A 21,265-nucleotide genomic window follows, 5' to 3' on the forward strand; every position below is an offset into this window, starting at 1 on the left:
GTCACCCGGACGCCCCGGCGAGGCGGGCGGCCACGGCCGCCCGGTCCAGCCGGCCGTCGGCGACCAGCACCCGGTGCCGGTTGCGCCGGGGCCATCCGGCCGCGATCACCGCCGGCCGGTCGAAGGCGTACGCGACGCAGACGCCCGGGTACATCCCGGTCCGCACGAACCACCGGTCACCGGGCCCCAGCCCGGTGAAGACCAGGGTGTACGCCCCGCCGCCCGGTCCCGTCCCGCTCAGCGCCAGCCATCCGGCGGCCGAGCCGTTGACCGCCTCCTCCCCCTCGGCGTCCACCGTGAACACCTCGGGCTCCCCGTCGGCGACGGCCCGCCAGAAGAAGCCGCCGTAGCCGGCGCCGCCGGGGCGGCCGTTGGTGGCCGGACTGCCCAGGTGCACGTCCCGACCGCCGGCGGCGGTGAGTGTGGCGTCGACGTCGAGCCACCAGGCTTCGGGGCCGGCCGGGATGGCGGTGAGCCGGCGCCGCTCGCGCAGCAGCGGGCGGCCGGCCCGGTCCCGCCACTCCAGGTCGTGGTCGAGCCGGTCGGCGGCACGTGCGCGCCAGCCGGTGTGGGCGATGACGCCGTGGTCGTCCCGCCAGGTGTAGCCGGTGTCCCGGACGTAGGTGCGCCCGCCCCAGAGGTTGGCGCCGTCGACGTCCTGCACGGCGAGGGAGGCGCCGAGGTGCCAGACGTGGTCGGCGGGCAGCGCGTCGGTGACCGGGGTGCCGGACAGGGTCCGCACCGGGTGCAGGTAGGGCCGTGGCCCGTGCCGCGCGTCCAGGTCCGGGTGGACCACGTATCGGGCGACCTCGGTGCCGGCCACGACCAGGCGCGGATCGTCGTCCCGGTCGGAGCGGCCGTTCCCGCCGCCGGCCACGACCGGGCGGGGCTCGCGCTCCGGGGCCGGCGGGCCGGCGGCGTCGGGGCCGGGCAGCACGCCGCCGCGGCTGTCGGCGGTCACGGCGCCTCCGGCCTGGTGAGCGGGCGGCGGGCGGCGACCGCGTGCAGCGCGGCCAGGGCGTAGCCGGCGAGGATCGGCACGGCGACCGGGGTGACCAGCACGGCGAGCAGCCCGGCCACGCAGCACACCCCGGTGGCGGCCGCCCAGGTGCCGGGCCGCTGCGCGCAGGTGCCCGCCGCCGCCCGGGCCGCGGCCCGCCAGCCCCGGCCGCCGGTGCGCCCGACGGCGACGGCGACCAGGCCCGCGTACCCGAGCAGGGCGGCGGCGACCGCGGCCGTGAGGGCCATGGCGGGCCCGCCGCCGGGGACCCGGCCGCGGGTCAGGGCGAGCAGGTCGGCGCCGAGCGCGCCGGCCACGGCGAGCGCGACGGCGCTGGCCGCCAGCCCGGCGGGGAGCGCCCGGCCGAACCGGGCGAGGGTGGTCCGGGCGGCCGGCCAGCTGCCGGTGCCGCCCCGGTCGTGCAGGGCGGCGCTGGCCGTGGCGACCGCCGGGGCGAGGGTGAGCAGCGGCAGCGCGGCCAGCGCCACGGCGAAGCCGAGCAGCGCCAGGTCGCTCGCCTCGCGCGCCGTGTCCCGCCAGTCCCGGCGGGCCGGCTCGGCGCTCATCCCTTCAGCCCGCTGGTGTTGATGCCCTCGACCAGCATCCGCTGGAAGGCGAGGAAGAACAGGAACACCGGCAGCAGCGACAGGACCGACATGGCGAACATCGGGCCGACGGCGCTCTGGCTGGTGGAGTCGATGAACAGGGTCAGCGCCACCGGCACGGTGTAGTCGTCCAGGTTGGACAGGAAGACCAGCTGCCGGAAGAAGTCGTTCCAGGTCCAGATGAACGAGAAGATCGCGGTGGTGACGAGCGCGGGTCGGCTCAGCGGCAGGATGACGTGGCGGAAGACGCCGTACGGGGAGGCCCCGTCGATCTTGGCGGCCTCGTCCAGCTCGCGCGGGATGCCCCGCATGAACTGCACCATGAGGAAGACGAAGAACGCCTCGGTGGCCAGGAAGTGCGGGATGAGCAGCGGCAGGTACGGCCAGTCCCCGCCGACCAGGCCGAGGCTGCGGAACAGGATGTACTGCGGCACGATCAGCACGTGCCCGGGCAGCAGCAGGGTGCCGATCATGACGGTGAACCAGACCTTGCGCAGCCGGAACCGCAGCCGCCCGAGGGCGTACGCGGCGAGCAGGCAGGACAGCGCGTTGCCGACCACGGTGAGCAGGCTGACCATCGCGCTGTTGAGGAAGAACCGGCCGAAGCCGACGTCGAAGTTGGTCCACCCGTCGGTGTAGTTGCCGGGGGTGAACCGCTCGGGCAGCAGCCCCACGTTGTTGACGATCTCCGCCTGGCTCTTGACCGAGGTGCCGACCATCCACACCAGCGGGTAGAGCACCACGGCGACGATCACGACCAGCACCAGCAGGCGCACGGCCTGCCGGTTGCCGCCGGGACGACGGCGGGCGGGCGCGAGGGCGGTCATTGGTCCTCTCCGTCCGAGTAGTGCACCCAGAACCGGCCGGTGCCGAAGAAGACGGCCGTGATGAGCGCGATGGCGACCAGGAACACCCAGGCCATCGCGGAGGCGTAGCCCATCTCCAGGTCGGTGAAGCCGGAGATGTAGAGCTTGAGCGTGTACATGAGGGTGGAGTCGACCGGGCCGCCGGTGCCGTTGCTGAGCACGAACGCGGCCGTGAAGCCCTGGAACCCGTGGATGGTCTCCAGCACCAGGTTGAAGAAGATCACCGGGGAGAGCATCGGCAGGGTGACCGCCCGGAACCGCCGCCAGGCGCTGGCGCCGTCGACGGCCGCCGCCTCGTACAGCTCGGTGGGAATCTGCTTGAGCCCGGCCAGGAAGATGACCATGGGCGCGCCGAACTGCCAGATCGCCAGCACCATGAGCGTTTCGAGGGCCCAGTCGGGGTCGTTCACCCAGGGCAGCCCCTCGATGCCGAACACGGCGAGCAACGAGTTGAACGCGCCGTCCCGGTTGAACATGTTCACCCAGACGATGGCCAGGGCCACGCTGCCGCCGAGCAGCGACGGCAGGTAGAACAGGCCGCGGAACAGGCCGACGCCCCGCCAGGTCCGGTTGAGCAGCAGCGCCACGCCGAGCGCGGCGGCCAGCTTGAGCGGCACGGCCACCAGCGCGAAGGTCAGCGTCACCCGCACGGCGTGCCAGTACGACGGGTCGGCCGTGAACATCCGCTCGTAGTTGGCCAGCCCCACCCAGCGCACCTCGGACAGCGGCGTGAGGATGTCGTAGTCGGTGAAGCTCAGCCAGAGCGAGAGCAGCATGGGGATCGCCGTGACGCCCATCAGTCCGATGAGCCAGGGCGAGAGGAAGACGTACCCCGCCAGACCTTCGCCGAGCCGGGCCCGGCCGACCCCGCGCCGCGTGCGGCGGGGGCCGGTCGGGCCGGTGCGTGCGGTCCGGCCGGGCGCCGTGGTGAGGGCCACGGGCCGGCTCCTTTCTTCGCGGCGCGGTCAGCCGATCGCGGACTTGCAGGCGGCCAGGAACTGCTCGGCCGCCTGGGCCGGGGTGGCCCGGCCGTACTGGGCGTTCTCGGCGGCCTTGATCAGCTCGGACTTCACCTTGCTGTGCCCCTTGATGGGCACCTGCGGCGACTCCCCGAACTTCTGCGCCAGCTCGGACTCCACCTGGATGGACTGCTTCATGGCCGGGTCGGTGACGGTCTCGCTGACCTTGGCGCGCAGGTCGAGGTTGGACGGCAGGCCGCGGTCGGTGCCCAGCAGGGCGACCACCTCCGGGTCGTTGGTCAGGAAATTGATCACATCGACGGCGACATCCTTGTGCTTGCTGCCCTTGAACACCGACCAGTACATGGAGGCCCGCGCCCACTGGGCGCTCGGGTCACCCGGGTAGGCGACGACACCCAGCTCGTCCTTGGTGTTCTTCTTCAGGTCGGGCATCTGGTTGGCCCAGACCCAGGAGGTCCCCGCCTTGCCGGTGACCACGAGCTGCTTGGTGATGTCGGTGACGTTGCCCTCGTGGATCACGTCGGGGGTGGGGGTGGCGCCCCGGTCCCGGGCGCCCTTCCAGAGCTCGAACCACTTCGTCACGTCGTCGGCGGTGAACCCGAGTTCCTTGCCGTTGTAGAGGTCCTTGCCCTGCTGGCGCAGCCAGACCCAGAACGCCTTGTAGTCGGCGCTCGGGTCCTGGGTGCCGGGCACCTTCGTCTTCTTCGACACCTGCTCGGCCCAGGCGATGTGCTGCTCCCAGCTCATCCCGGTGGTCGGCTCGGGCAGGCCGTGCTTCTGCAGGAGCGTCTTGTTGTAGATGAGGCCCTGGGTGTTCTCCCCGGCGGCCAGGCCGGCGAGCTTGCCGTCGACCACGCCGTACTGCCAGAGGCTCTTGGGCCACTTCGACACGTCGAGCTTGCCGGAGTCCTTGAAGCTGGTCAGGTCCAGCGTGGTGCTGCGGCCGGCGTACTCGGCGAGGTAGTTGTCGTCGATCTGGAACAGGTCGGGCGGGTTGCCGCCGGCGGTCAGGGTGGCCAGCTTGTCGAAGTAGCCCTGGTTGGCCTGCCAGGTCTTCTCGAAGGTCACCTCGGGGTGCTTCTTCGTGTAGAGGGCCAGGGCGTCCTCGGTGAGCTTGGCGCGGGCGTCGCCGCCCCACCAGAAGACGGACAGCTTGACCGGGCCGCCGTCGGCGGCCTCGTCGCCGCCGCAGGCCGCCGCGCCCAGGGCGAGCGGCACGGCCAGCGCGACGGCGGCCAGGCCGCGCAGGAATCGAGGTCGGGTCCTGGGGGTACGGTGATCCCGCCCGGCGGGCACGCCGGCGGTGGGGGACGTTGCGGGGTGCATCTGCGCTCACTCCTCGGCTGTGGGAGGCGACGACGTCACCGGCGGCCGTCCACGGGTCGCCCGGGTCCGCACGGCGATGCGGGCCCGGGCCACCACGTCAGGCCCCGGTGCCGTCCCGGCCGGGCGGTGGGACGGGCCCGGTCGAGTCGCGGACGACCAGTTCGGTCTGGAGCATTACCTGTGCGGTGGTGCGACGGTCGCCGGCCGTTGCGACCCGGCCCCGGGCGCCACGGGGCGCGTCGGAGTCGTGTTGCAGCAGCATGTCGACGGCCGTCCGGCCGGCGGCCGCGGTCGGCGTGGCCACCGTCGTCAACTTGGGCCGGGTCAGCCGGCTCAGCGCGATGTCGTCGATGCCGACGACGCTGACGTCGGCCGGGACCCGGAGCCCGAGCGCGTCGAGCCCTTCGATCAGGCCGATCGCCATGAGGTCGTTGTAGGCGAGCACGGCGGTGACGCCGCTGCGGCGCACCTGGTCGGCCACCGCGCCGCCGCCGGTCTCGGTGGGGTGGTTGGGGCCCAGCACGGTCAGCTCGGCGCCCCCGGCCCGGGCGGCGGCGCCGGCCGCCCGGCGGATCTCCCGGTTGGTCCACGAGCCGCGCGGGCCGCCGAGCAGCGCGATCCGCCGGTGGCCCAGGCCGAGCAGGTGCTCGATCGCCAGCCGGGCTCCCTGGCCGACGTCCATCATCACGCAGGGCAGGCCGGCGACCTGGCGGTTTATCACCACCACCGGGACCTCCCGGCTGACCTGCTCGATGAGGCTGTTGCTCATCCGGGGGCTGCACAGCAGCACCCCGTCGACCTGCTTGGCGAGGGCGTGGACCAGTTCCTCCTCGGCGGCCTGGTCCTCGTTGGTGTCGGCCACGAAGACGTGGTAGTCGCGGTGCCGCGCCTGCCCCTCGGCCGCCTTGATGAGCGGCGGGAAGAACGGGTTGGCGATGTCGGCCACGATCAGGCCGATGTTGTGCGTACGGCCGGTGATGAGGGCGCGGGCGGCCCGGTTCGGCCGGTAGCCGAGGTCCTCCGCGCAGGCCAGCACCCGGACCCGGGTCTCCGGGTTGACCAGGTGCGGGGCCGAGAACGTGCGGGACACGGTGGAGATGTGCACGCCCGAGGCCCGCGCGACGTCCCGGATGGTGGCTGGCACGGCGGGCTCCCTCGTCCAGTGTGGTGGCGGTCACGTGGGTGCCGCCAATTAATGCAAACGGTTGCTCCGGTGTCAACGGGACTTTGTTGCGGATCGATTGCGGTACCGCTCCCACCACCCGCCTTTTTCACCATCAAAGCGGATCTAAGTAACCGGTTTGCCATCGATCGTTGACGCCGTCTCTGCCGGCGTGGTTTCTTCGGCTGCAAACCTTTGCAGCTCTCCGGGGAGGCCGACGCCATGTCACCACCCGCCCGGGAACGGGTCCGGTACGCGCTGGTCGGCGCCGGGGCGCGGGCCGAGATGTTCGTCCGCGCGCTGGCCCTCGACCACGCCGACACCGCCGAACTGGTCGCCCTCGCCGACGTCAACCGGGCCCGGATGGACGCGCACAACCGCTGGCTGGCCGAGCTGGGCCACCCGCCGGTGCCCACCTACCGGGCCGCCGACTTCACCGCCATGCTGGCGAAGGAGCGGGTCGACGTGGTGCTGGTGACCAGCGTGGACGTCACCCACGACGAGTATGTGACGGCCGCCCTGCGGGCCGGCTGCGACGTGGTCACCGAGAAGCCGATGACCGTCGACGCGCCGCGCTGCCGGCGGATCCTCGACGCGGTGGCCGAGACCGGCGGACGGGTCACCGTCGCCTTCAACTACCGCTACAACCCGCTGCACGAGCAGGTCCGCCGGCTGCTCGCCGGCGGGGCGGTCGGCGAGATCGGCTCGGTGCACTTCGAGTGGCTGCTCGACGTCCGCCACGGCGCCGACTACTTCCGCCGCTGGCACCGGGACAAGGCCACCTCCGGCGGGCTGCTCGTGCACAAGGCCAGCCACCACTTCGACCTGGTCAACTGGTGGCTGGACGCCCGCCCGGTCGAGGTCCACGCGGCCGGCCGGCTGTTCTTCTACGGCGAGTCCGGCCGCCGGCACGGCTACGCCCGCGACTACGACCGGGCACACGGCTCCCCGGCCGCCGCCGACGACCCGTTCGCGCTACGGCTGGCCGAGCACCCCCGGCTGCGCGAGCTCTACCTGGACGCCGAGACCGAGGACGGCTACCAGCGCGACCGCAACGTCTTCGGCCCCGGCGTCACCATCGAGGACGACCTCGCCGTGCTGGCCCGCTACTCCACGGGCGCCACGATGACCTACCACCTGACCGCGTACGCCCCCTGGGAGGGCTACCGGGTCATGGTCAACGGCAGCCGGGGCCGGCTCGAACTGGAGGTCACCGAGAGCGACCACGTCTCCCCCGCCGTGGCCGGCGCGCTCAAGGGCGCCGCCCTGCACGGCGACGAGGCGGCGGCCGAGCGCGGCGCGGCCCGGCTCACCCTGCGGCCGTTCTGGGCGCCCCCGGTGGACGTGCCCGTCGAGGGCTGGACCCGGCAGGGCCACGGCGGCGCGGACGCCCGGATGACCCGGGTGCTGCTCGGCGGCGAGCCCGACCCGCTCGACCGGGCGGCCACCGCGTACGACGGGGCGCTCGCGCTGCTCACCGGGCTGGCCGCCAACCGCTCGCTGGACACCGGCGCCCCCGTCCGCGTCGCCGACCTGCTCACCCTGCCCTGACCGAGGAGTCACCCCCCGTGCCGACCGTCTCCCGCAGCGACCTGCTCCTGCCCGCCGAACCCGGCCAGCGCGCCCTCGCCCGCGAGCTGTACGCCCTGGCGGCCGAGCAGCCGATCATCTCCCCGCACGGCCACGTCGACCCGGCCCTGCTGGCCGAGGACCGCCCGTTCCCCGACCCGGCCCGGCTGCTCGTCGTGCCCGACCACTACCTCACCCGGATGCTGCTCAGCCAGGGGGTGCCGCCGGCCGACCTCGGCGTGCCCAGCGTCGACGGCAGCCCGGTGGAGACCGACGGGCGGGCCATCTGGCGGCGCTTCGCGGCGCACTGGCACCTGTTCCGCGGCACCCCGTCCCGGCTCTGGCTGGAGCAGACCTTCCGGGACGTGTTCGGGGTTACCACCGCGCTCTCTCCGGGCACCGCCGACACCGTCTACGACGAGCTGGCCGCGCGCCTGGCCGAACCGGAGTTCCGGCCCCGGGCACTGTTCGAACGCTTCGGGATCGAGGTGCTCGCCACCACCGAGTCCCCGCTGGACGACCTCGGCCGGCACGCCAAGCTCGCCGCCGACGGCTGGGGCGGGCCGGGCGGGCGGGTGGTCACCACGTTCCGCCCGGACGACGTGGTGGACATGGAGTTCGACAGCTGGTCGGCCAACGTGGACCGGCTCGCCGAGGTCGCCGGCGAGGACACCGGCACCTACGCGGGCTACCTGGCCGCGCTGCGGCGACGGCGGGAGGCGTTCATCGCGGCCGGCGCCACCTCCTCGGACCACGGGCACCCGACCGCCCGTACCCTCGCCCTGGAGCCGGCCGAGGCGGCGGCGCTCTACGACCGGGGCCGGCGCGGGCGGGCCGGCGCCGCCGACGCGGAGGCGTTCCGGGCGCACATGCTGCTGGAGTTCGCCCGGATGTCGCTGGACGACGGCCTGGTCATGCAGCTGCACCCGGGCGCCGTGCGCAACCACAACCGCTGGCTGTACGCCCGGCACGGCCGGGACGTCGGCGGCGACGTGCCGCAGGCCACCGACTACGTGCACGGCCTCGCGCCGCTGCTCGACGCGCACGGCAACGACCCGCGGCTGCGGGTGGTGCTCTACACCCTGGACGAGGACACCTTCACCCGGGAGCTCGCCCCGCTCGCCGGCGGCTACGCGGCCCTGCTCCTCGGCGCGCCCTGGTGGTTCCTCGACTCCCCGGAGGTGCTGCGCCGATTCCGGGAGGCCGTCACCGAGACCGCCGGCTTCTACAACACCGCCGGGTTCGTCGACGACACCCGCGCGTTCTGCTCGATCCCGGTCCGCCACGACGTGGCCCGCCGGGTCGACGCCGGCTTCCTGGCCCGTCTCGTCGCCGAGCACCGGCTGCCGGCCGACGAGGCCGCCGAGACCATCGTGGACCTGGCGTACCGGCTGCCGAAGCGGGTCTTCAAGTTCGGAGGGGCCTCATGACCACCATCACCGACGTCACCGTGCACGACGTCCGGTTCCCCACGGCCGCCAGCGGCGACGGCTCGGACGCGATCAACCGGGGCGACTACTCGGCCACCTACGTCGAGCTGGCCACCGACGGCGGCCCCACCGGCGCCGGGTTCACCTTCACCAACGGGCGGGGCAACGAGATCACCTGCGCGGCCGTGCGGGCCCTGGCCCACCACGTGCGCGGGCGGACCGTCGCGGAGATCGCCGCCGAGCCGGTGGCGTTCTGGCGGTCGCTCACCGCCGACGTGCAGCTGCGCTGGCTCGGCCCGGAGAAGGGCGTCATCCACATGGCGACCGGCGCGCTGGTCAACGCCGTCTGGGACCTGCGCGCCAAGCTGGCCGGCAAGCCGCTGTGGCGGTTCCTCGCCGAACTGCCCACCGACGACCTCGTGGCCACCGTCGACTTCCACCACATCACCGACGCGCTCACCCCCGACGAGGCCGCGGCCATCCTGGACAAGGGACGCGACGGCCTCGCCGACCGCCGCGCCGAGCTGGAGCGGGACGGCTTCCCCTCGTACACCACGTCGGTCGGCTGGCTCGGCTACCCCGACGACAAGGTGCGGGCGCTGACCCGCGCCGCGTACGCCGACGGCTGGCGGGCCATGAAGATGAAGGTCGGCGGCCCGCTCGACGACGACCTGCGCCGGGCCCGGATCATCCGCGCCGAGATCGGTCCGGACGCGCTGCTCATGATGGACGCCAACCAGGTCTGGGACGTCGACGAGGCGATCACCGCGATGACCGTGCTGGCCGAGGTCGACCCGTACTGGATCGAGGAGCCGACGCACGCCGACGACGTGCTGGGCCACGCCCGGATCGCCCGCGCGGTCACCGAGCTGACCTGCGGCCGGTGCCAGGTCGCCACCGGCGAGGTCGCCGCCAACCGGGTGATCTTCAAGCAGCTGCTCCAGGCCGGGGCCATCGGCGTCATGCAGGTCGACGCCTGCCGGGTCGGCGGGGTCGACGAGGTCCTGGCCGAGCTGCTCATGGCGGCGAAGTTCGGCGTGCCGGTCTGCCCGCACGCCGGCGGGGTCGGCCTCTGCGAGTACGTCCAGCACCTGGCGGTCTTCGACTTCCTCCGGGTCGGCGCCAGCCTGGACGGGCGGATGGTCGAGTACGTCGACCACCTGCACGAGCACTTCACCGACCCGGTCCGCACCCGCGGCGGCCGCTACCTGCTGCCCAGCGCCCCCGGCTACAGCAGCACCATGCGGCCCGGGTCGATCGCCGAGTTCCGCTTCCCGGACGGCCCGGCATGGCGCTGACCAGCGACCGCCTCGGCCTGTCCACCCTGCGCCGGCTGCCCGTCGAGTCCCGGCCGCTGCTGCGCCCCGGCACCGTGCCGGCGGGCATCGTCCACCTCGGAGTGGGCGCGTTCCACCGCGCCCACCAGGCCGTGCACACCGAGGCGGCGGTCGGCGCGGCCGGCGGGGACTGGGGCATCGTCGGCGTCGCCCCGCGCAGCACCGCCGTGGTCGAGGCGCTCGCCGCGCAGGACGCCCTGTTCAGCGTCACCACGCTCTCCCCCGAGGGCTCGACCACCCGGGTGGTCGGCGCCCTGGCCGGGGTACGCCACGCGCCCGCCGACCCGGCCGCCGTGGTACGTCTGCTCGCCGACCCGGCCATCCGGGTGGTCACGCTGACCGTGACCGAGAAGGCGTACCAGCTCAACCCGGTCACCGGCGCGCTGCGCGCCGACCCGGACCTGGTCGCCGACCTCACCACCGACCGGCCCCCGCGCACCGTGCCGGGGCTGCTGGTCCGTGGGCTGCTCGCCCGCGCCGCCGCCGACGCCGGCCCGGTCGCCCTGGTCAGCTGCGACAACCTGCCGGCCAACGGCCGGCGGCTGCGCGGCCTGGTGACCCAGTCGCTCGCGCTGGCCCGGGTGCCCGACGGGCCGGCCGGCTGGATCGAACGGCAGGTCACCTTCCCCGGCACCATGGTCGACCGGATCGTGCCGGCAACCACCCCGGACACCCTGGACACGGCCCGGCGGGCGCTCGGGGTGACCGACCTGGCGGCGGTGGCCGCCGAGCCGTACTCCCAGTGGGTGGTCGAGGACGACTTCCCCGGCGGCCGGCCGGCCTGGGAGCGGGCCGGGGCGGTGCTCACCGGCGACGCCGGCCCGTGGGAGCGGCTGAAGCTGCGCACCCTCAACGGGGTGCACTCGGCCACGGCGTACCTGGGCGCCCTGGCCGGCGCGGAGACCGTCGCCGAGACCCTGGCGCTGCCGCGGCTGGACGCCGTGCTGCGCCGCCTCGTCGCCGAGGACGTGGCGGCCAGCTTCACCCCGCCGCCCGGCGTCTCCGTGCCGGCCTACGGGGAGGAGGTGCTGGCCCGGTTCGCCAACCCGGCGATCCGGTACCGCACCCTGCAGATCGCCACGGACAGCTCGCAGAAGCTGCCGCAGCGGGTGCTGCACACGATCGCCGACCTGCGGGCGGCCGGCCGTCCTGCCCGCTGGGCCGCCCTGGTGGTCGCGGCGTGGCTGCGCTTCCTGCTCGGGTACGCCGACGACGGGCGCCCGCTGCCGCTGGACGACCCGCTCGCCGACCGGATCCGCGCCGCCCTCGCCGCCGCCCCGGGAACCCCCGCCGGGGTGGTCGACGCGCTCTTCGCGCTGCGCGAGGTCTTCCCCGCCGAACTGGCCGCCGACGACGAGGTCCGGGCCGACGTGACCGGCTGGCTGACCGCGCTCGAACGGCACGGCGTACGGGCCACCCTGGCCGGTGCGGCGTGACCGGCCCGGGCGCCGCGCCGCCCGTCGGGGCCGGGGCGGGTGCGGCGTGACCGGCCCGGGCGCCGCGCAGCCCGCCGAGGCCGGGGCGGGTGCGGCGCCCACGGTCGCGGTGGTCGGGGCGAACGGGCACGGGCGCTGGCACCGGCGGGCCATCGCGCCGCTGCACGACGCCGGCCGGGTGCGCCTGGTCGGCCTGGTCGACGTCCGCCCCCTGGAGGACGAACCGGCCGCACCCGTCCCGCCCGCGGCGCGGATCTTCACCGACCACCGGGCCATGCTCGCCGCCGTCCGCCCCGACGTGGTGGTGGTCTGCACCCCGCCGCACACCCACCTGCCGATCGCCCTCGACGCCCTCGCCGCCGGGGCGGACCTGCTGCTGGAGAAGCCGCCCGTGCTCGACCTGGCCGAACACCGGCGGCTCGCCGCGGCGGCCCGGGACGCCGGCCGGGCCGTGCAGGTCGGCTTCCAGGCGCTCGGCTCGGCGGCCCTGACCGAGCTGACCGCCGCCCTCGCGGCCGGGCGGCTCGGCACGGTCACGGCCGTCGCCACCGTGGCGTCCTGGCAGCGGCCCGACGCCTACTACGACCGGGCCCCCTGGGCCGGCCGGCGCAGCCTCGACGGCCGGCCCGCGCTGGACGGCGCCCTGGCCAACCCCCTCGCGCACGCGGTGATGCAGTGCCTGGCCGTCGCCGAGGCGGTGACCGGCGCGCCGGTCCGGCCGGCCCGGATCGAGGTGGAGCGCTACCGGGTGCGGCCCATCGAGGTGGACGACACGGCCGTGCTGCGGGTGACGCCGCGGAGCGGGCCGCCGGTGCTGGCCGCGGTCACCCTGGCCGGCGAGGAGCACATCGCCGGCGAGGTGCACGTCACCGGCGACCGGGACCGGGCCGTGCTGGAGTATCCGACCGACCGGCTCCGGCTGCCGGGTGACCCGGCGCCACGCGAGGTGCCCGGCCGGCGCGGGCTGTTGGAGAACCTGCTCGACCACCGGGCCGCCGGCACCCCGCTCATCGTGCCGCTGGCGCGGACCGCGCCGTTCACGGCGGTCGTCGCGGCGCTGCGGGACGCGCCGGACCCGGCCCTGCTCGGCGGCGCGCTGGTCCGCTCCGAGGGCGACGGGCCGCAGCGGGTACGCGTCATCCGGGGCGTCGACGCGGTGCTGCGCCGGGCCGCCGCGTCCGGCGCGCTGCCGTCGGAGTCGGGGGTGCCGTGGGCGGTACCGCCCTACCGGATCGAGCTGCCGGACGGGGAGGCGCCGCAACGGTAGTGCAAACCCCGGCAGGGCCGGGTCCGGGCGATCCGGACAGAAGCCCGCCTATCCGGCCGCTCCGAGCCGGGGCAATGCCCCACGCATCTCTCCATTGCAACAAACCTGCACACACTACGCATTGACCCATATAAAACAATGACTTTACCGTCAGGTATCGGCCACCAGAAGCTGACAGGACGGTAGGAGTCATGCGTAAAACAGCAGTCGGCGTGGCGCTTGTCGCCGCCGCGCTCGCGGTCACCGGCGCCCCCGCGCCCGCCGCCCCGGCCCTGTCCCGGCTCGCCCAGGAAATCGGCCGCCAGGCGCTCCCCGCGAAGGACGGCTGGGCCGCCGAGGGCACCGGCACCACCGGCGGCGCGGCCGCCGCCCCCGACCGCATCCGGGTGGTGCGCACCCGCGCCGAACTGGTCGACGCGCTCGGCGGGGACAACGCCACCAACGCCACCGACGCCACCCCCAAGATCGTGTACGTGGCGGGCACCGTCGACGGCTTCGAGGGCCCCGACGGCGCCCTCCTCGACTGCGCCGACCTGGCCGACCCCGGGTACACGCTGGACGGCTACCTGGCCGCGTACGACCCGGCGATCTGGGGGCGCGTCGACCCGAGCGGGCCCCTGGAGGCGGCCCGGGTGCGCTCGGTGGCCAACCAGACCCGGCAGACCCAGATCAACGTCGGTGCCAACACCACGATCGTCGGGCTGCGCGGCGCCCGGCTCACCGGGCTGACCCTGATGATCGACCGGGTCAGCAACGTCATCGTCCGCAACCTCACCCTCACCGACGCCCGGGACTGCTCCCCGGCCTGGTCCCCCACCGACGGCGACGCCGGCAACTGGAACTCCCAGTACGACCAGATCTCCGTCCGCCGCAGCGAGCACGTCTGGGTCGACCACAACACGTTCACCGACGGCGACAACCCGGACAGCGGCCAGCCGGTCCACTTCGGCCGCCCCTACCAGGTGCACGACGGGTCGCTCGACGTCACGCACACGGCGAGCCTGGTCACCGCCTCGTGGAACCGGTTCGCCGGAAGGGACAAGCTCATGCTGATCGGCTCGTCCAACACGGTCGGCCCGGACGTCGGCCGGCTCAAGGTGACCGTGCACCACAACCTCTTCGACGGCGACCTCCAGCGACTGCCCCGGGTCCGGTTCGGCCAGGTCGACGTGCACGAGAACCACTACCGGCTCGGCGGACCCGGCTTCGCGTACGCCCTCGGCGTCGGCGTGCGGTCATCCATCCACGCCGAGAACAACTTCTTCACCCTGGCCGGCGACGTCGACGCGGCCGACCTGATCCACGACTGGGGCGGCACCGCGCTCACCGAGCGGGGCAGCTGGCTGCGCCAGGGCGGCGGCCCGGCGCGCCCGGTGGACCTGCTCGGCGCGTACAACGCGGCGCACGATCCGGACCTCGGCGGCGACGCCGGCTGGACGCCCACCCTGCGCGCCGCACCCGTGCTGCCCACGCCGCTCGTGCCGCTCGTCGTGGGCGCGTTCGCGGGCGCCGGCCGGCTTCCCCTCTGACCCCGGGGCCGCGCCCGTCCCCCACGCGGCGCCCGGCCATCCCACCCCCACCCACCCTGGAGGAAGCACCGTGCGACTCCGACACCACCGAGGGGCGCTGGCCGCGGCCGGCGCCGGCCTCACCGCCCTGCTGCTCACGGTCGGCCTGACCGGCAACGCCGCGGCGGCCACCCTGTTCGGCGACACCTTCGACGACGGCAACGCCGACGGCTGGTCCAAGTCCGGCGGCGACTGGTCGGTGGTCACCGACGGCTCACCGGCGTACCGGCAGGGCAACGCCGCCAGCGAACTGGCCCGCGCCTTCGCCGGCCAGACCGGCTGGACCGACTACCGGGTGCAGGCCCGGGTCAAGCCGCTGTCGTTCAACGGCGCCAACCGGCTGGTCGGCCTGGCGTCCCGCTCCACCAGCTCCACGAAGATGTACCGGCTGGCGCTCACCAACGCCAACCGGGCCGAGCTTCAGATGGTCAACGGCAGCCAGATCTCCGTGCTCGGGTCCGCCGCGCTGACCGTCGCCACCGGCACCTGGTACACGCTGCGGATCGAGGCCACCGGCAGCACCGTCAGGGGCTTCGTGAACGGCACCCAGATCGCCTCTGGCACCGACACCGCGTACGCGGCCGGCCGGATCGCGCTCGTCACCGCGTACGCGAGCGCGGTCTTCGACGACGTCGCGGTGGACGGCGCCGGCGGCACCCCGACCACGCCGCCCACCTCCTCCTCCCCCACGCCGTCGCCGACGACGCCGGCGCCGACCACGCCGCCGCCCACCAACCCGCCGCCCACGACGGGGCTGGTCGGCTGGGCCACCCAGAACGGCGGCACCACCGGCGGGGCCGGCGGCGGCACGGTGACCGTGAGCGACGCGGGGGCCCTGGCCGACGCGGTCGAGGGCGACGCGGCGGCCACCGTCCGGGTGAACGGGAACTTCACCTGCTCGACGGAGATCCGGGTCGGCTCGAACAAGACCGTCATCGGGGTCGGCGCCGGCTCGGGGCTGACCGGTTGCGGCCTCAACCTGCGCGACGCCCGCAACATCGTCGTGCGCAACCTGCGGATCGCCAAGGTACGCGCCGGCGTCGGCAACGGCGACGCCATCCACCTGGACAACTCCACCAACGTCTGGATCGACCACAACGACCTGTCCAGCGACACCACGAGCGGCACCGACTACTACGACGGGCTGCTCGACGTCACCCACGGGTCGAACTTCGTCACCGTCTCCTGGAACCGGCTGCACGACCACGTGAAGTGCTCGCTGGTCGGGCACAGCGACAACAACTCCGGCGAGGACAGCGGCAAGCTGAAGGTGACCTACCACCACAACGCGTTCAGCAACTGCTTCCAGCGCAACCCGCGGGTCCGCTTCGGCAACCCGGTGCACGTGTTCAACAACTACTACGTGACCACCGCCAACCCGTCCTACAGCTACGGCATCGCCACCACCTGCGGCGCCGGGGTGCTGGTCGAGGGGAACTCCTTCGAGAACATGACCGACCCGACGCACGTCGGCGAGGGCTCCTCACCGACGGGCAACCTGGCCGAGCGGAACAACCTCTACGTCAACTCGGGCACGCCGCAGACCGCCGGCAGCGTGGCCTCCATCCCGTACGCGTACACGCTCGACCCGGCGAGCACCGTGAAGGCCACGGTGACCGCGGGGGCCGGCACCGGGAAGATCAGCGGCTGATCTCCCACCGCCGTCCGGCCGGCGTTCCCTTCCCGGGGGCGCCGGCCCGGCCGGTAATCGCGTTGTCGGGCGGGGCGGAACCTGCCACCATCGCTGCCATGATCGAGAGAAAGGGCGTGACCGCCCTCGCGCCATGAGCGCGCGCAACCGGCAGCGGGCCCGACGCCGCGCCGGCAGCCACCGGAACCTGACCGATCAGCTCGACCACTGGTACCGGGCGGCGGAACTCCGCGACGGCTGGCTCCGGAGCGCCCTCAGCACCGAACCCGCCGACCGCGACCGCGCCGAACGGGCCCTCACCGGCCTCTACGCCCGGCTCGGCCGGCCCCGCCCCCGGTTCCGCTGGGTGGCCAGTCCCCGGCAGGCCGTCGACCTGCTGGACGAACCCCCGATCCGGTACGGCGGCCCGACCGACCCGGACCTCCCCTGGCACCTGGCGCGGCAGCTCGCCGACGAGGTGCACGGCCTGCGCCGAAGGCTGGACGACCGGACCCGCAGCGCGGGCGAGCCGCCCTGGTGGGTCGGGCGGAGCCCGCTCGTCGCGACCCGGCCGCCGGCCGAGGCGCTCGACGCCGGGGCGCGGCTGGACGACCTGCTCGACACCGGCGTCCGCGACTCACTGCACCGGACGGTCCGCGACGGGATCCGGGCGGTGGTGCGAAGCGGGCTGGTCGCCGAGGTCCCCGAACCGCCCGGGCTGCGCTGGCACGGCCAGCACGACGTGGCCTGGCTGGCGCACTACGACGTCCGCCGGCAGCTCCGGCCGGGCCGCTACGACCCGGACGACGACCGGCACCTCGACCTGTGGGCCGAGGTGGCCCGCTCCTGCGGCTGGTGGTGGCCTCGGAAGGGCGTCTGCGTGGTCACCGAACGCACCACCGTGGCGCACACCGAGCCGGTCCCCGGCGCCCACCACGGCGAGCGGCGCAGCCACAACGGACACGGCCCTGCCGTCGGGTACGCCGACGGGACCGGCGGCCACGCCTGGCACGGCACCGCCGTGCCCGAGTGGGTGGTCCACGATCCGACGGTCGAGCGGATCGCCCGCGAGCGCAACGTCGAGGTGCGCCGCTGCGCGATCGAGCACCTCGGCTGGGACGCGTACCTGGCCGAGGCCCGGCTGCGGCTGCTCGCCGAGGCGCCGGACCCCGGCAACCCGGGCTGCCGGCTCCAGCTCTACGACCTGCCCCGCCAGGTGTGGGGGCGGCCCGCCCGGGTGCTGCTGGCGGTCAACGGGTCCGTCGAGCGCGACGGCCGGCGCCGCCGGTACGGCCTCACCGTCCCCGACCACCTCGACGACCCGGTCGCCGCCGCCGGCTGGTCCTACGGCCTGACCGGCGACCAGTACGCCCGACTCCTCCGCCGAACCTGAAGGTGATGACCATGACCATGACCCTGACCCTCGCCGAGCTGGCCGGCCGCACCGGGCTGACCGTGCTCGACCACCTCGAACAGCAGGTCCGCATCCCCGTCGTCGACGGCCTCCAAGCCCAGGGCGACCTCATCGTCATCCCGCTGCGGATCCTCGCCGACGTGCAGCCGTCGCCGCGGGCACGCTGGCGTCCCGTGCCGCCCGGCGGCGTCGAACTGCTCCGCGGGGCGGCCGGCGGGAACCCGCACACCCTGGTCGCCGGGCCGGGCGACGCCGAGTGGACGGCCGACGTCGCGGATCCGCAGTTCCTCGCCGTCGGCGTGCTGCGGTGCGTCCGGCCGGCGTACCTCATCCACCCCGAGCACGGCGGCTCCGGCATCGCCCCCGGCACGTACCTGGTCCGCCGGCAGCGGGAGCGCAGCACGCAGTGGGGCGGCGGCGACCACCTCGTCGCCGACTGACCACGCTCCCCGACCCGGCGGGGGATCAGCCGGGCCCGGTGGTGCCCGCCCGTTCGCGGCGGGCGGCCCACCGGGCCCGGACGACCCGGACGACCACCAGCAGCACCACCAAGGCGAGCAGCGCCTCGCCGCCCCAGCCGAGCCGCCGCTCCAGCAGCCGGAACGACGCCCCCGCCAGGTAGCCGAGGAGCGTCACGGCCACCGCCCAGAGCGCGCCGCCGGTCAGGTTCGCCACGGTGAACGCGCGGTGCGGGATGCCGCTCATCCCGGCCAGCCCGGGCACGAGGGCGCGCAGCGCCGCCGCCCACCGGCCGAGCACGACCGCGAGCGCGCCCCGGCGGCGCACCAGCTCCAACGCTCGCGACAGCTCCCCGGAACGGGCGAACCGGCGGGGCACCCGGGCCAGCAGCCGCCGGCCGTACCGGCGGCCCACCAGGTAGCCGGCCTGGTCACCGACGGCCGCACCGGCGACCGCCGCGAGGATCACCGCCCACAGCGGCAGGCGTCCCTCGTGGGCGAGCACCCCGCCGACCAGCACGGCGATCTCCCCCGGCACGACCAGCCCGAGGAAGGTCGACGCCTCCAGCGCCGGCAGCAGGAACACGAGGGCCAGCACCAGGGCGGGCGGCAGCGCCACCAGCAGGTCCAGCACCCGGTCCACCCGCCGATTGTGACCCGCCACCGGGCGCCACCGCGCCGGCTCCGGGCGCGCCCGACACCCGGGCGGACGAACCGCCGGGTCGAGGAATACCGGCGGGCCCGACCGGGGACAATGACCGGCAGGACGGGACGGTGACGGCGAGCGCCCCGGCCGGGGACGTGCGCGGGACGGGGGGGGCCGGACGTGGAGGGTGGGACAGCCGCCGGGCTGGTGCCGGGCGACGACCCCGCCGGGACCGCCCCGGTGTTCACCGTCGACCTGCCCGCCGACCCGGCGCGGCTCGCGCCCACCCGGGAGCGGCTGCGGGGCTGGCTGCGCGGCCACGGGGTGAGCGACTGGGACGTCGAGACCGTGCTCATCGCCACCGGCGAGGCGTGCGCCAACGCCATCGAGCACGGCTACCGCTACGCGCCCGAGGGGATCACCACGCTCCGCGCCGAGCTGCGCGACGACCACCTCGTGATCGAGGTGCGCGACCGCGGCGGCTGGCGGCCCGACGCCGACGAGGATCCCGCCGACCGGGGCCGAGGCCGGATGATCATGACTCGGGTGATGGACGAGGTGAGCATCGTCGGCACGCCGGAGGGCACCACGGTCCACCTGGTCAAGCGACTGAGCGGCGGCTGACCGACACGGTCGGGAGGCCGACCGGGGACCACGCTACCTAGCGAAGATCAGCTATAAGGGACGCATGGAGTTCCCGGCGTACCTGGCGACCATGCCGATGCACGCGATCACGGAGATACACGGCGAGCCGGGCCTGCTGGCCCGCTTCCGGCTGGAGATCGAGGCGTTCGACGAACCCGCCCGGGAGCGGCTTACCGCCGCCCTCGATCTCGCCGCCGAGCTGCACCGGGAGGACCGGCGGGTGCGCGAGCCGTACCTGAACCACCTGCTCCGGGTGGCGATCCGGATGATGCACCACTACCAGGTGCGGGACGTGGACGTGATCGTCGCGGGCCTGCTGCACGACGCCGTGGAGGACCACCCGGCGGAGCTGGCCGGCCCGGACACCGCTGGGGAGCCCACGCCGGCGGCGCTGGACGCCCTGGCCGCGCGGTTCGGCCCGCGGGTGGCCCGGCTCGTCGGTGCGGTCACCAACCCGGCGTACGACCCGGGGCGCGACCGGCACGTCCAGTACCGGGAGCACGTGGCGGCGAGCCTCGACCGGGAGCCCTGGGCGCGGGTGATCAAGGTGTCGGACTTCACCGACAACGGGGTGGGCGTGATCCACACGGTCGGCCCGAAGGTGGCCCGCTCGGCGGCCAAGTACCGGCCGCTGGTGCCGGTCTTCCGCGACCTCATCGCCCGGCCGGACACGCCGCTGTCGGCGCCGGTGAAGCGGCACATCTTCGCCCAGCTCGACCTCGCCGAGGAGCGATTCAGCGCGATCCTCGACCAGCCGAACTGACCAGCGCCCCGTCGGCCGGTGGCCGGTGGGCCGGCGCCCCGTCGGCCAGTGGCCGGATGGCGGCGCTCGGGCGGCCGGTGCAGGGTCAGCTCGCGTCCGGGGGTGGGGCGCCGACCCGGCCGCCCAGGGCGGCGGTGATCCGGGCCCGCAGGGCGGCCAGGCGGTCGGGGTGGTCGCGCAGCACCACGCACAGCGAGTGATGGCCGCCGGCGGCGACCGCGCCGAGCACGTCGAGGAGGGTGCCGAGCTGGGCCGGCGGCTCGTCGGCGAGCAGGTCCGCCGCGCCCCGCACGACGAGGGTCAGTGGGCCGGCGTCGAGCCGGTCGGCCAGCGCGTCGGCGAGCGCGTCCCAGTTGCGCCCGAACCAGCCGGGCAGGGGTAGCGCCCCGGCCAGCGCCTCGTGCAGGCCGACCCGGGTCCGGGCGTCCGCCCCGGCCAGGGCCACCCCGGTCGGCTCGGCCGCCGCCCCGTCGTCGAACGCGAGCCAGGCCGGCGGGTGTGGGGAGGCTGCGCCCATCGGTCGATCCTTTCCGGCCGGCGCGGGTCGGACCTCGGCCCGACCCGCCCCGACGCCGCTCAGAGCCGGTAGAAGTTGGCGTAGTGGTCGGGCGAGAACCAGGTCGCCCCGGTGCTCTTGTTGACCACGATCCGGTACGCGTCCCGGGCGGCACCGCAGGCGCGCGGGTAGACGTCGTACTCGTAGTAGGTCGCGTTCGTGGGAAGCTGCCCCTCGTAGTTGTAGAACCGGCCGCCGGCGAAGTTGCACTGGCCGCCGCTCCAGGAGTACCAGCCGCGGCTGGTCGGGAAGCTCCGGGCGGACCAGCCCGAGCGCGCGGTGCGGGCGTCCGCGCAGCGGGTCATCGTGCAGGAGCTGTAGACGGCTGCCTGCGCCGGCTCGGCGAGCCGGGTGGACGCCGCCGGCGGGCCGACGAGCCCGGCGGCGACCATGGCGGTGAGCAGGGCGCACGCGCCGAGGGCCCGGCGTACGCGGGCGCCGGTGGAGCGGAGCGGGGTCGCGAGCGTGGTCAAGGGATCCTCCCTGAACTGGGCGACTATATCGACCGATGTCGTTGTCCGGTCGCGCCCAGTCTGGCGGTGATCCTCCCCGACGTACAGGCCCGCGAGGGTAACCAGAGTTGAACTTCAGTCCCTCACTGCACCTA

Annotated in this window: 20 protein-coding genes; 11 read left to right on the forward strand and 9 right to left on the reverse strand. The window is 74.7% G+C overall.

Annotated features, from left to right (window positions below):
• Window position 1 precedes the first annotated feature (1 nt).
• The 6 genes from ACQP12_RS20470 to ACQP12_RS20495 form a co-directional block, all read right to left on the reverse strand.
• Window positions 2–961: a PmoA family protein gene (locus ACQP12_RS20470; RefSeq protein ID WP_433281092.1), complete on the reverse strand. Its 960-nt coding sequence runs from the start codon at window positions 959–961 to the stop codon at window positions 2–4.
• A complete protein-coding gene (locus ACQP12_RS20475; protein ID WP_433281094.1) occupies window positions 958–1,566 on the reverse strand; it encodes a hypothetical protein in 609 nt (202 codons plus the stop codon). The genes ACQP12_RS20470 and ACQP12_RS20475 overlap by 4 nt, the downstream gene beginning before the upstream one ends.
• Complete coding sequence (locus tag ACQP12_RS20480) at window positions 1,563–2,432, reverse strand: carbohydrate ABC transporter permease (RefSeq protein WP_357943269.1); 870 nt, start codon at window positions 2,430–2,432, stop codon at window positions 1,563–1,565. Before ACQP12_RS20480 ends, ACQP12_RS20475 begins: the two co-directional genes overlap by 4 nt.
• On the reverse strand, window positions 2,429–3,409 hold the full coding sequence (locus ACQP12_RS20485; RefSeq protein ID WP_433281096.1) for a carbohydrate ABC transporter permease: 981 nt from the start codon (window positions 3,407–3,409) through the stop codon (window positions 2,429–2,431). The genes ACQP12_RS20480 and ACQP12_RS20485 overlap by 4 nt, the downstream gene beginning before the upstream one ends.
• A gap of 27 nt (window positions 3,410–3,436) precedes the next feature.
• Window positions 3,437–4,777, reverse strand: a complete 1,341-nt coding sequence (locus ACQP12_RS20490; RefSeq protein ID WP_357943273.1) for an ABC transporter substrate-binding protein — start codon at window positions 4,775–4,777, stop codon at window positions 3,437–3,439.
• Window positions 4,778–4,874: 97 nt separating this feature from the next.
• Window positions 4,875–5,921, reverse strand: coding sequence for a LacI family DNA-binding transcriptional regulator (locus ACQP12_RS20495; protein WP_357943275.1), 1,047 nt, complete (start codon window positions 5,919–5,921; stop codon window positions 4,875–4,877).
• 240 nt (window positions 5,922–6,161) lie between these two features.
• Between ACQP12_RS20495 and ACQP12_RS20500 the strand changes: the two genes are divergently transcribed.
• The 9 genes from ACQP12_RS20500 to ACQP12_RS20540 all read left to right on the forward strand — a co-directional run bounded on the left by ACQP12_RS20500 (window position 6,162) and on the right by ACQP12_RS20540 (window position 18,030).
• Window positions 6,162–7,490 carry a Gfo/Idh/MocA family protein gene (locus tag ACQP12_RS20500; RefSeq protein ID WP_433281099.1) on the forward strand — a complete coding sequence of 443 codons (1,329 nt, stop codon included), beginning with the start codon at window positions 6,162–6,164 and terminating at the stop codon, window positions 7,488–7,490.
• Window positions 7,491–7,507: 17 nt separating this feature from the next.
• Window positions 7,508–8,938 carry a glucuronate isomerase gene (gene uxaC, locus ACQP12_RS20505; protein ID WP_433281101.1) on the forward strand — a complete coding sequence of 477 codons (1,431 nt, stop codon included), beginning with the start codon at window positions 7,508–7,510 and terminating at the stop codon, window positions 8,936–8,938.
• Complete coding sequence (locus ACQP12_RS20510) at window positions 8,935–10,236, forward strand: enolase C-terminal domain-like protein (RefSeq protein ID WP_433281103.1); 1,302 nt, start codon at window positions 8,935–8,937, stop codon at window positions 10,234–10,236. The genes uxaC and ACQP12_RS20510 overlap by 4 nt, the downstream gene beginning before the upstream one ends.
• Window positions 10,227–11,711 (forward strand): mannitol dehydrogenase family protein, encoded by a 1,485-nt coding sequence (locus ACQP12_RS20515; protein WP_433281105.1) that lies wholly within the window; start codon window positions 10,227–10,229, stop codon window positions 11,709–11,711. The genes ACQP12_RS20510 and ACQP12_RS20515 overlap by 10 nt, the downstream gene beginning before the upstream one ends.
• Window positions 11,712–11,757: 46 nt before the next feature.
• Complete coding sequence (locus ACQP12_RS20520; RefSeq protein WP_433281107.1) at window positions 11,758–12,978, forward strand: Gfo/Idh/MocA family protein; 1,221 nt, start codon at window positions 11,758–11,760, stop codon at window positions 12,976–12,978.
• Between the two features lie 191 nt (window positions 12,979–13,169).
• Window positions 13,170–14,507 carry a pectate lyase family protein gene (locus ACQP12_RS20525; protein WP_433281108.1) on the forward strand — a complete coding sequence of 446 codons (1,338 nt, stop codon included), beginning with the start codon at window positions 13,170–13,172 and terminating at the stop codon, window positions 14,505–14,507.
• A gap of 70 nt (window positions 14,508–14,577) precedes the next feature.
• On the forward strand, window positions 14,578–16,197 hold the full coding sequence (locus ACQP12_RS20530) for a pectate lyase family protein (protein WP_433281112.1): 1,620 nt from the start codon (window positions 14,578–14,580) through the stop codon (window positions 16,195–16,197).
• A gap of 133 nt (window positions 16,198–16,330) precedes the next feature.
• Complete coding sequence (locus tag ACQP12_RS20535) at window positions 16,331–17,569, forward strand: DUF6745 domain-containing protein (RefSeq protein WP_433281114.1); 1,239 nt, start codon at window positions 16,331–16,333, stop codon at window positions 17,567–17,569.
• 11 nt (window positions 17,570–17,580) lie between these two features.
• Complete coding sequence (locus ACQP12_RS20540; protein ID WP_433281116.1) at window positions 17,581–18,030, forward strand: hypothetical protein; 450 nt, start codon at window positions 17,581–17,583, stop codon at window positions 18,028–18,030.
• 25 nt (window positions 18,031–18,055) lie between these two features.
• Here the strand turns inward: ACQP12_RS20540 and ACQP12_RS20545 are convergent, their stop codons facing one another.
• On the reverse strand, window positions 18,056–18,691 hold the full coding sequence (locus ACQP12_RS20545; protein ID WP_433281118.1) for a DedA family protein: 636 nt from the start codon (window positions 18,689–18,691) through the stop codon (window positions 18,056–18,058).
• Window positions 18,692–18,874: 183 nt separating this feature from the next.
• Between ACQP12_RS20545 and ACQP12_RS20550 the strand changes: the two genes are divergently transcribed.
• On the forward strand, window positions 18,875–19,318 hold the full coding sequence (locus ACQP12_RS20550; RefSeq protein ID WP_433281120.1) for an ATP-binding protein: 444 nt from the start codon (window positions 18,875–18,877) through the stop codon (window positions 19,316–19,318).
• Window positions 19,319–19,382: 64 nt separating this feature from the next.
• Window positions 19,383–20,102, forward strand: a complete 720-nt coding sequence (locus ACQP12_RS20555; RefSeq protein WP_433281123.1) for an HD domain-containing protein — start codon at window positions 19,383–19,385, stop codon at window positions 20,100–20,102.
• An 85-nt stretch (window positions 20,103–20,187) separates the two neighbouring features.
• Here ACQP12_RS20555 and ACQP12_RS20560 read toward each other — a convergent pair whose 3' ends face one another.
• On the reverse strand, window positions 20,188–20,619 hold the full coding sequence (locus ACQP12_RS20560; protein ID WP_433281125.1) for a barstar family protein: 432 nt from the start codon (window positions 20,617–20,619) through the stop codon (window positions 20,188–20,190).
• Between the two features lie 59 nt (window positions 20,620–20,678).
• Window positions 20,679–21,050: a ribonuclease domain-containing protein gene (locus tag ACQP12_RS20565; RefSeq protein ID WP_433289353.1), complete on the reverse strand. Its 372-nt coding sequence runs from the start codon at window positions 21,048–21,050 to the stop codon at window positions 20,679–20,681.
• Window positions 21,051–21,265 lie beyond the last annotated feature (215 nt).

Source organism: Micromonospora sp. CA-244673, assembly GCF_050948395.1.
Taxonomy (GTDB): Bacteria; Actinomycetota; Actinomycetes; order Mycobacteriales; family Micromonosporaceae; genus Micromonospora.

What these genes read in the sequence shown, in the direction of transcription:
- ACQP12_RS20515 (WP_433281105.1), top strand. Translation starts at nt 10,227, where the DNA reads ATGGCGCTGACCAGCGACCGCCTCGGCCTGTCCACCCTGCGCCGGCTG.
- ACQP12_RS20490 (WP_357943273.1), bottom strand. Translation starts at nt 4,777, where the DNA reads ATGCACCCCGCAACGTCCCCCACCGCCGGCGTGCCCGCCGGGCGGGAT.
- ACQP12_RS20500 (WP_433281099.1), top strand. Translation starts at nt 6,162, where the DNA reads ATGTCACCACCCGCCCGGGAACGGGTCCGGTACGCGCTGGTCGGCGCC.
- ACQP12_RS20510 (WP_433281103.1), top strand. Translation starts at nt 8,935, where the DNA reads ATGACCACCATCACCGACGTCACCGTGCACGACGTCCGGTTCCCCACG.
- ACQP12_RS20540 (WP_433281116.1), top strand. Translation starts at nt 17,581, where the DNA reads ATGACCATGACCCTGACCCTCGCCGAGCTGGCCGGCCGCACCGGGCTG.
- ACQP12_RS20525 (WP_433281108.1), top strand. Translation starts at nt 13,170, where the DNA reads ATGCGTAAAACAGCAGTCGGCGTGGCGCTTGTCGCCGCCGCGCTCGCG.
- ACQP12_RS20565 (WP_433289353.1), bottom strand. Translation starts at nt 21,050, where the DNA reads ATGGTCGCCGCCGGGCTCGTCGGCCCGCCGGCGGCGTCCACCCGGCTC.
- ACQP12_RS20555 (WP_433281123.1), top strand. Translation starts at nt 19,383, where the DNA reads ATGGAGTTCCCGGCGTACCTGGCGACCATGCCGATGCACGCGATCACG.
- ACQP12_RS20560 (WP_433281125.1), bottom strand. Translation starts at nt 20,619, where the DNA reads ATGGGCGCAGCCTCCCCACACCCGCCGGCCTGGCTCGCGTTCGACGAC.
- ACQP12_RS20535 (WP_433281114.1), top strand. Translation starts at nt 16,331, where the DNA reads ATGAGCGCGCGCAACCGGCAGCGGGCCCGACGCCGCGCCGGCAGCCAC.
- ACQP12_RS20480 (WP_357943269.1), bottom strand. Translation starts at nt 2,432, where the DNA reads ATGACCGCCCTCGCGCCCGCCCGCCGTCGTCCCGGCGGCAACCGGCAG.
- ACQP12_RS20475 (WP_433281094.1), bottom strand. Translation starts at nt 1,566, where the DNA reads ATGAGCGCCGAGCCGGCCCGCCGGGACTGGCGGGACACGGCGCGCGAG.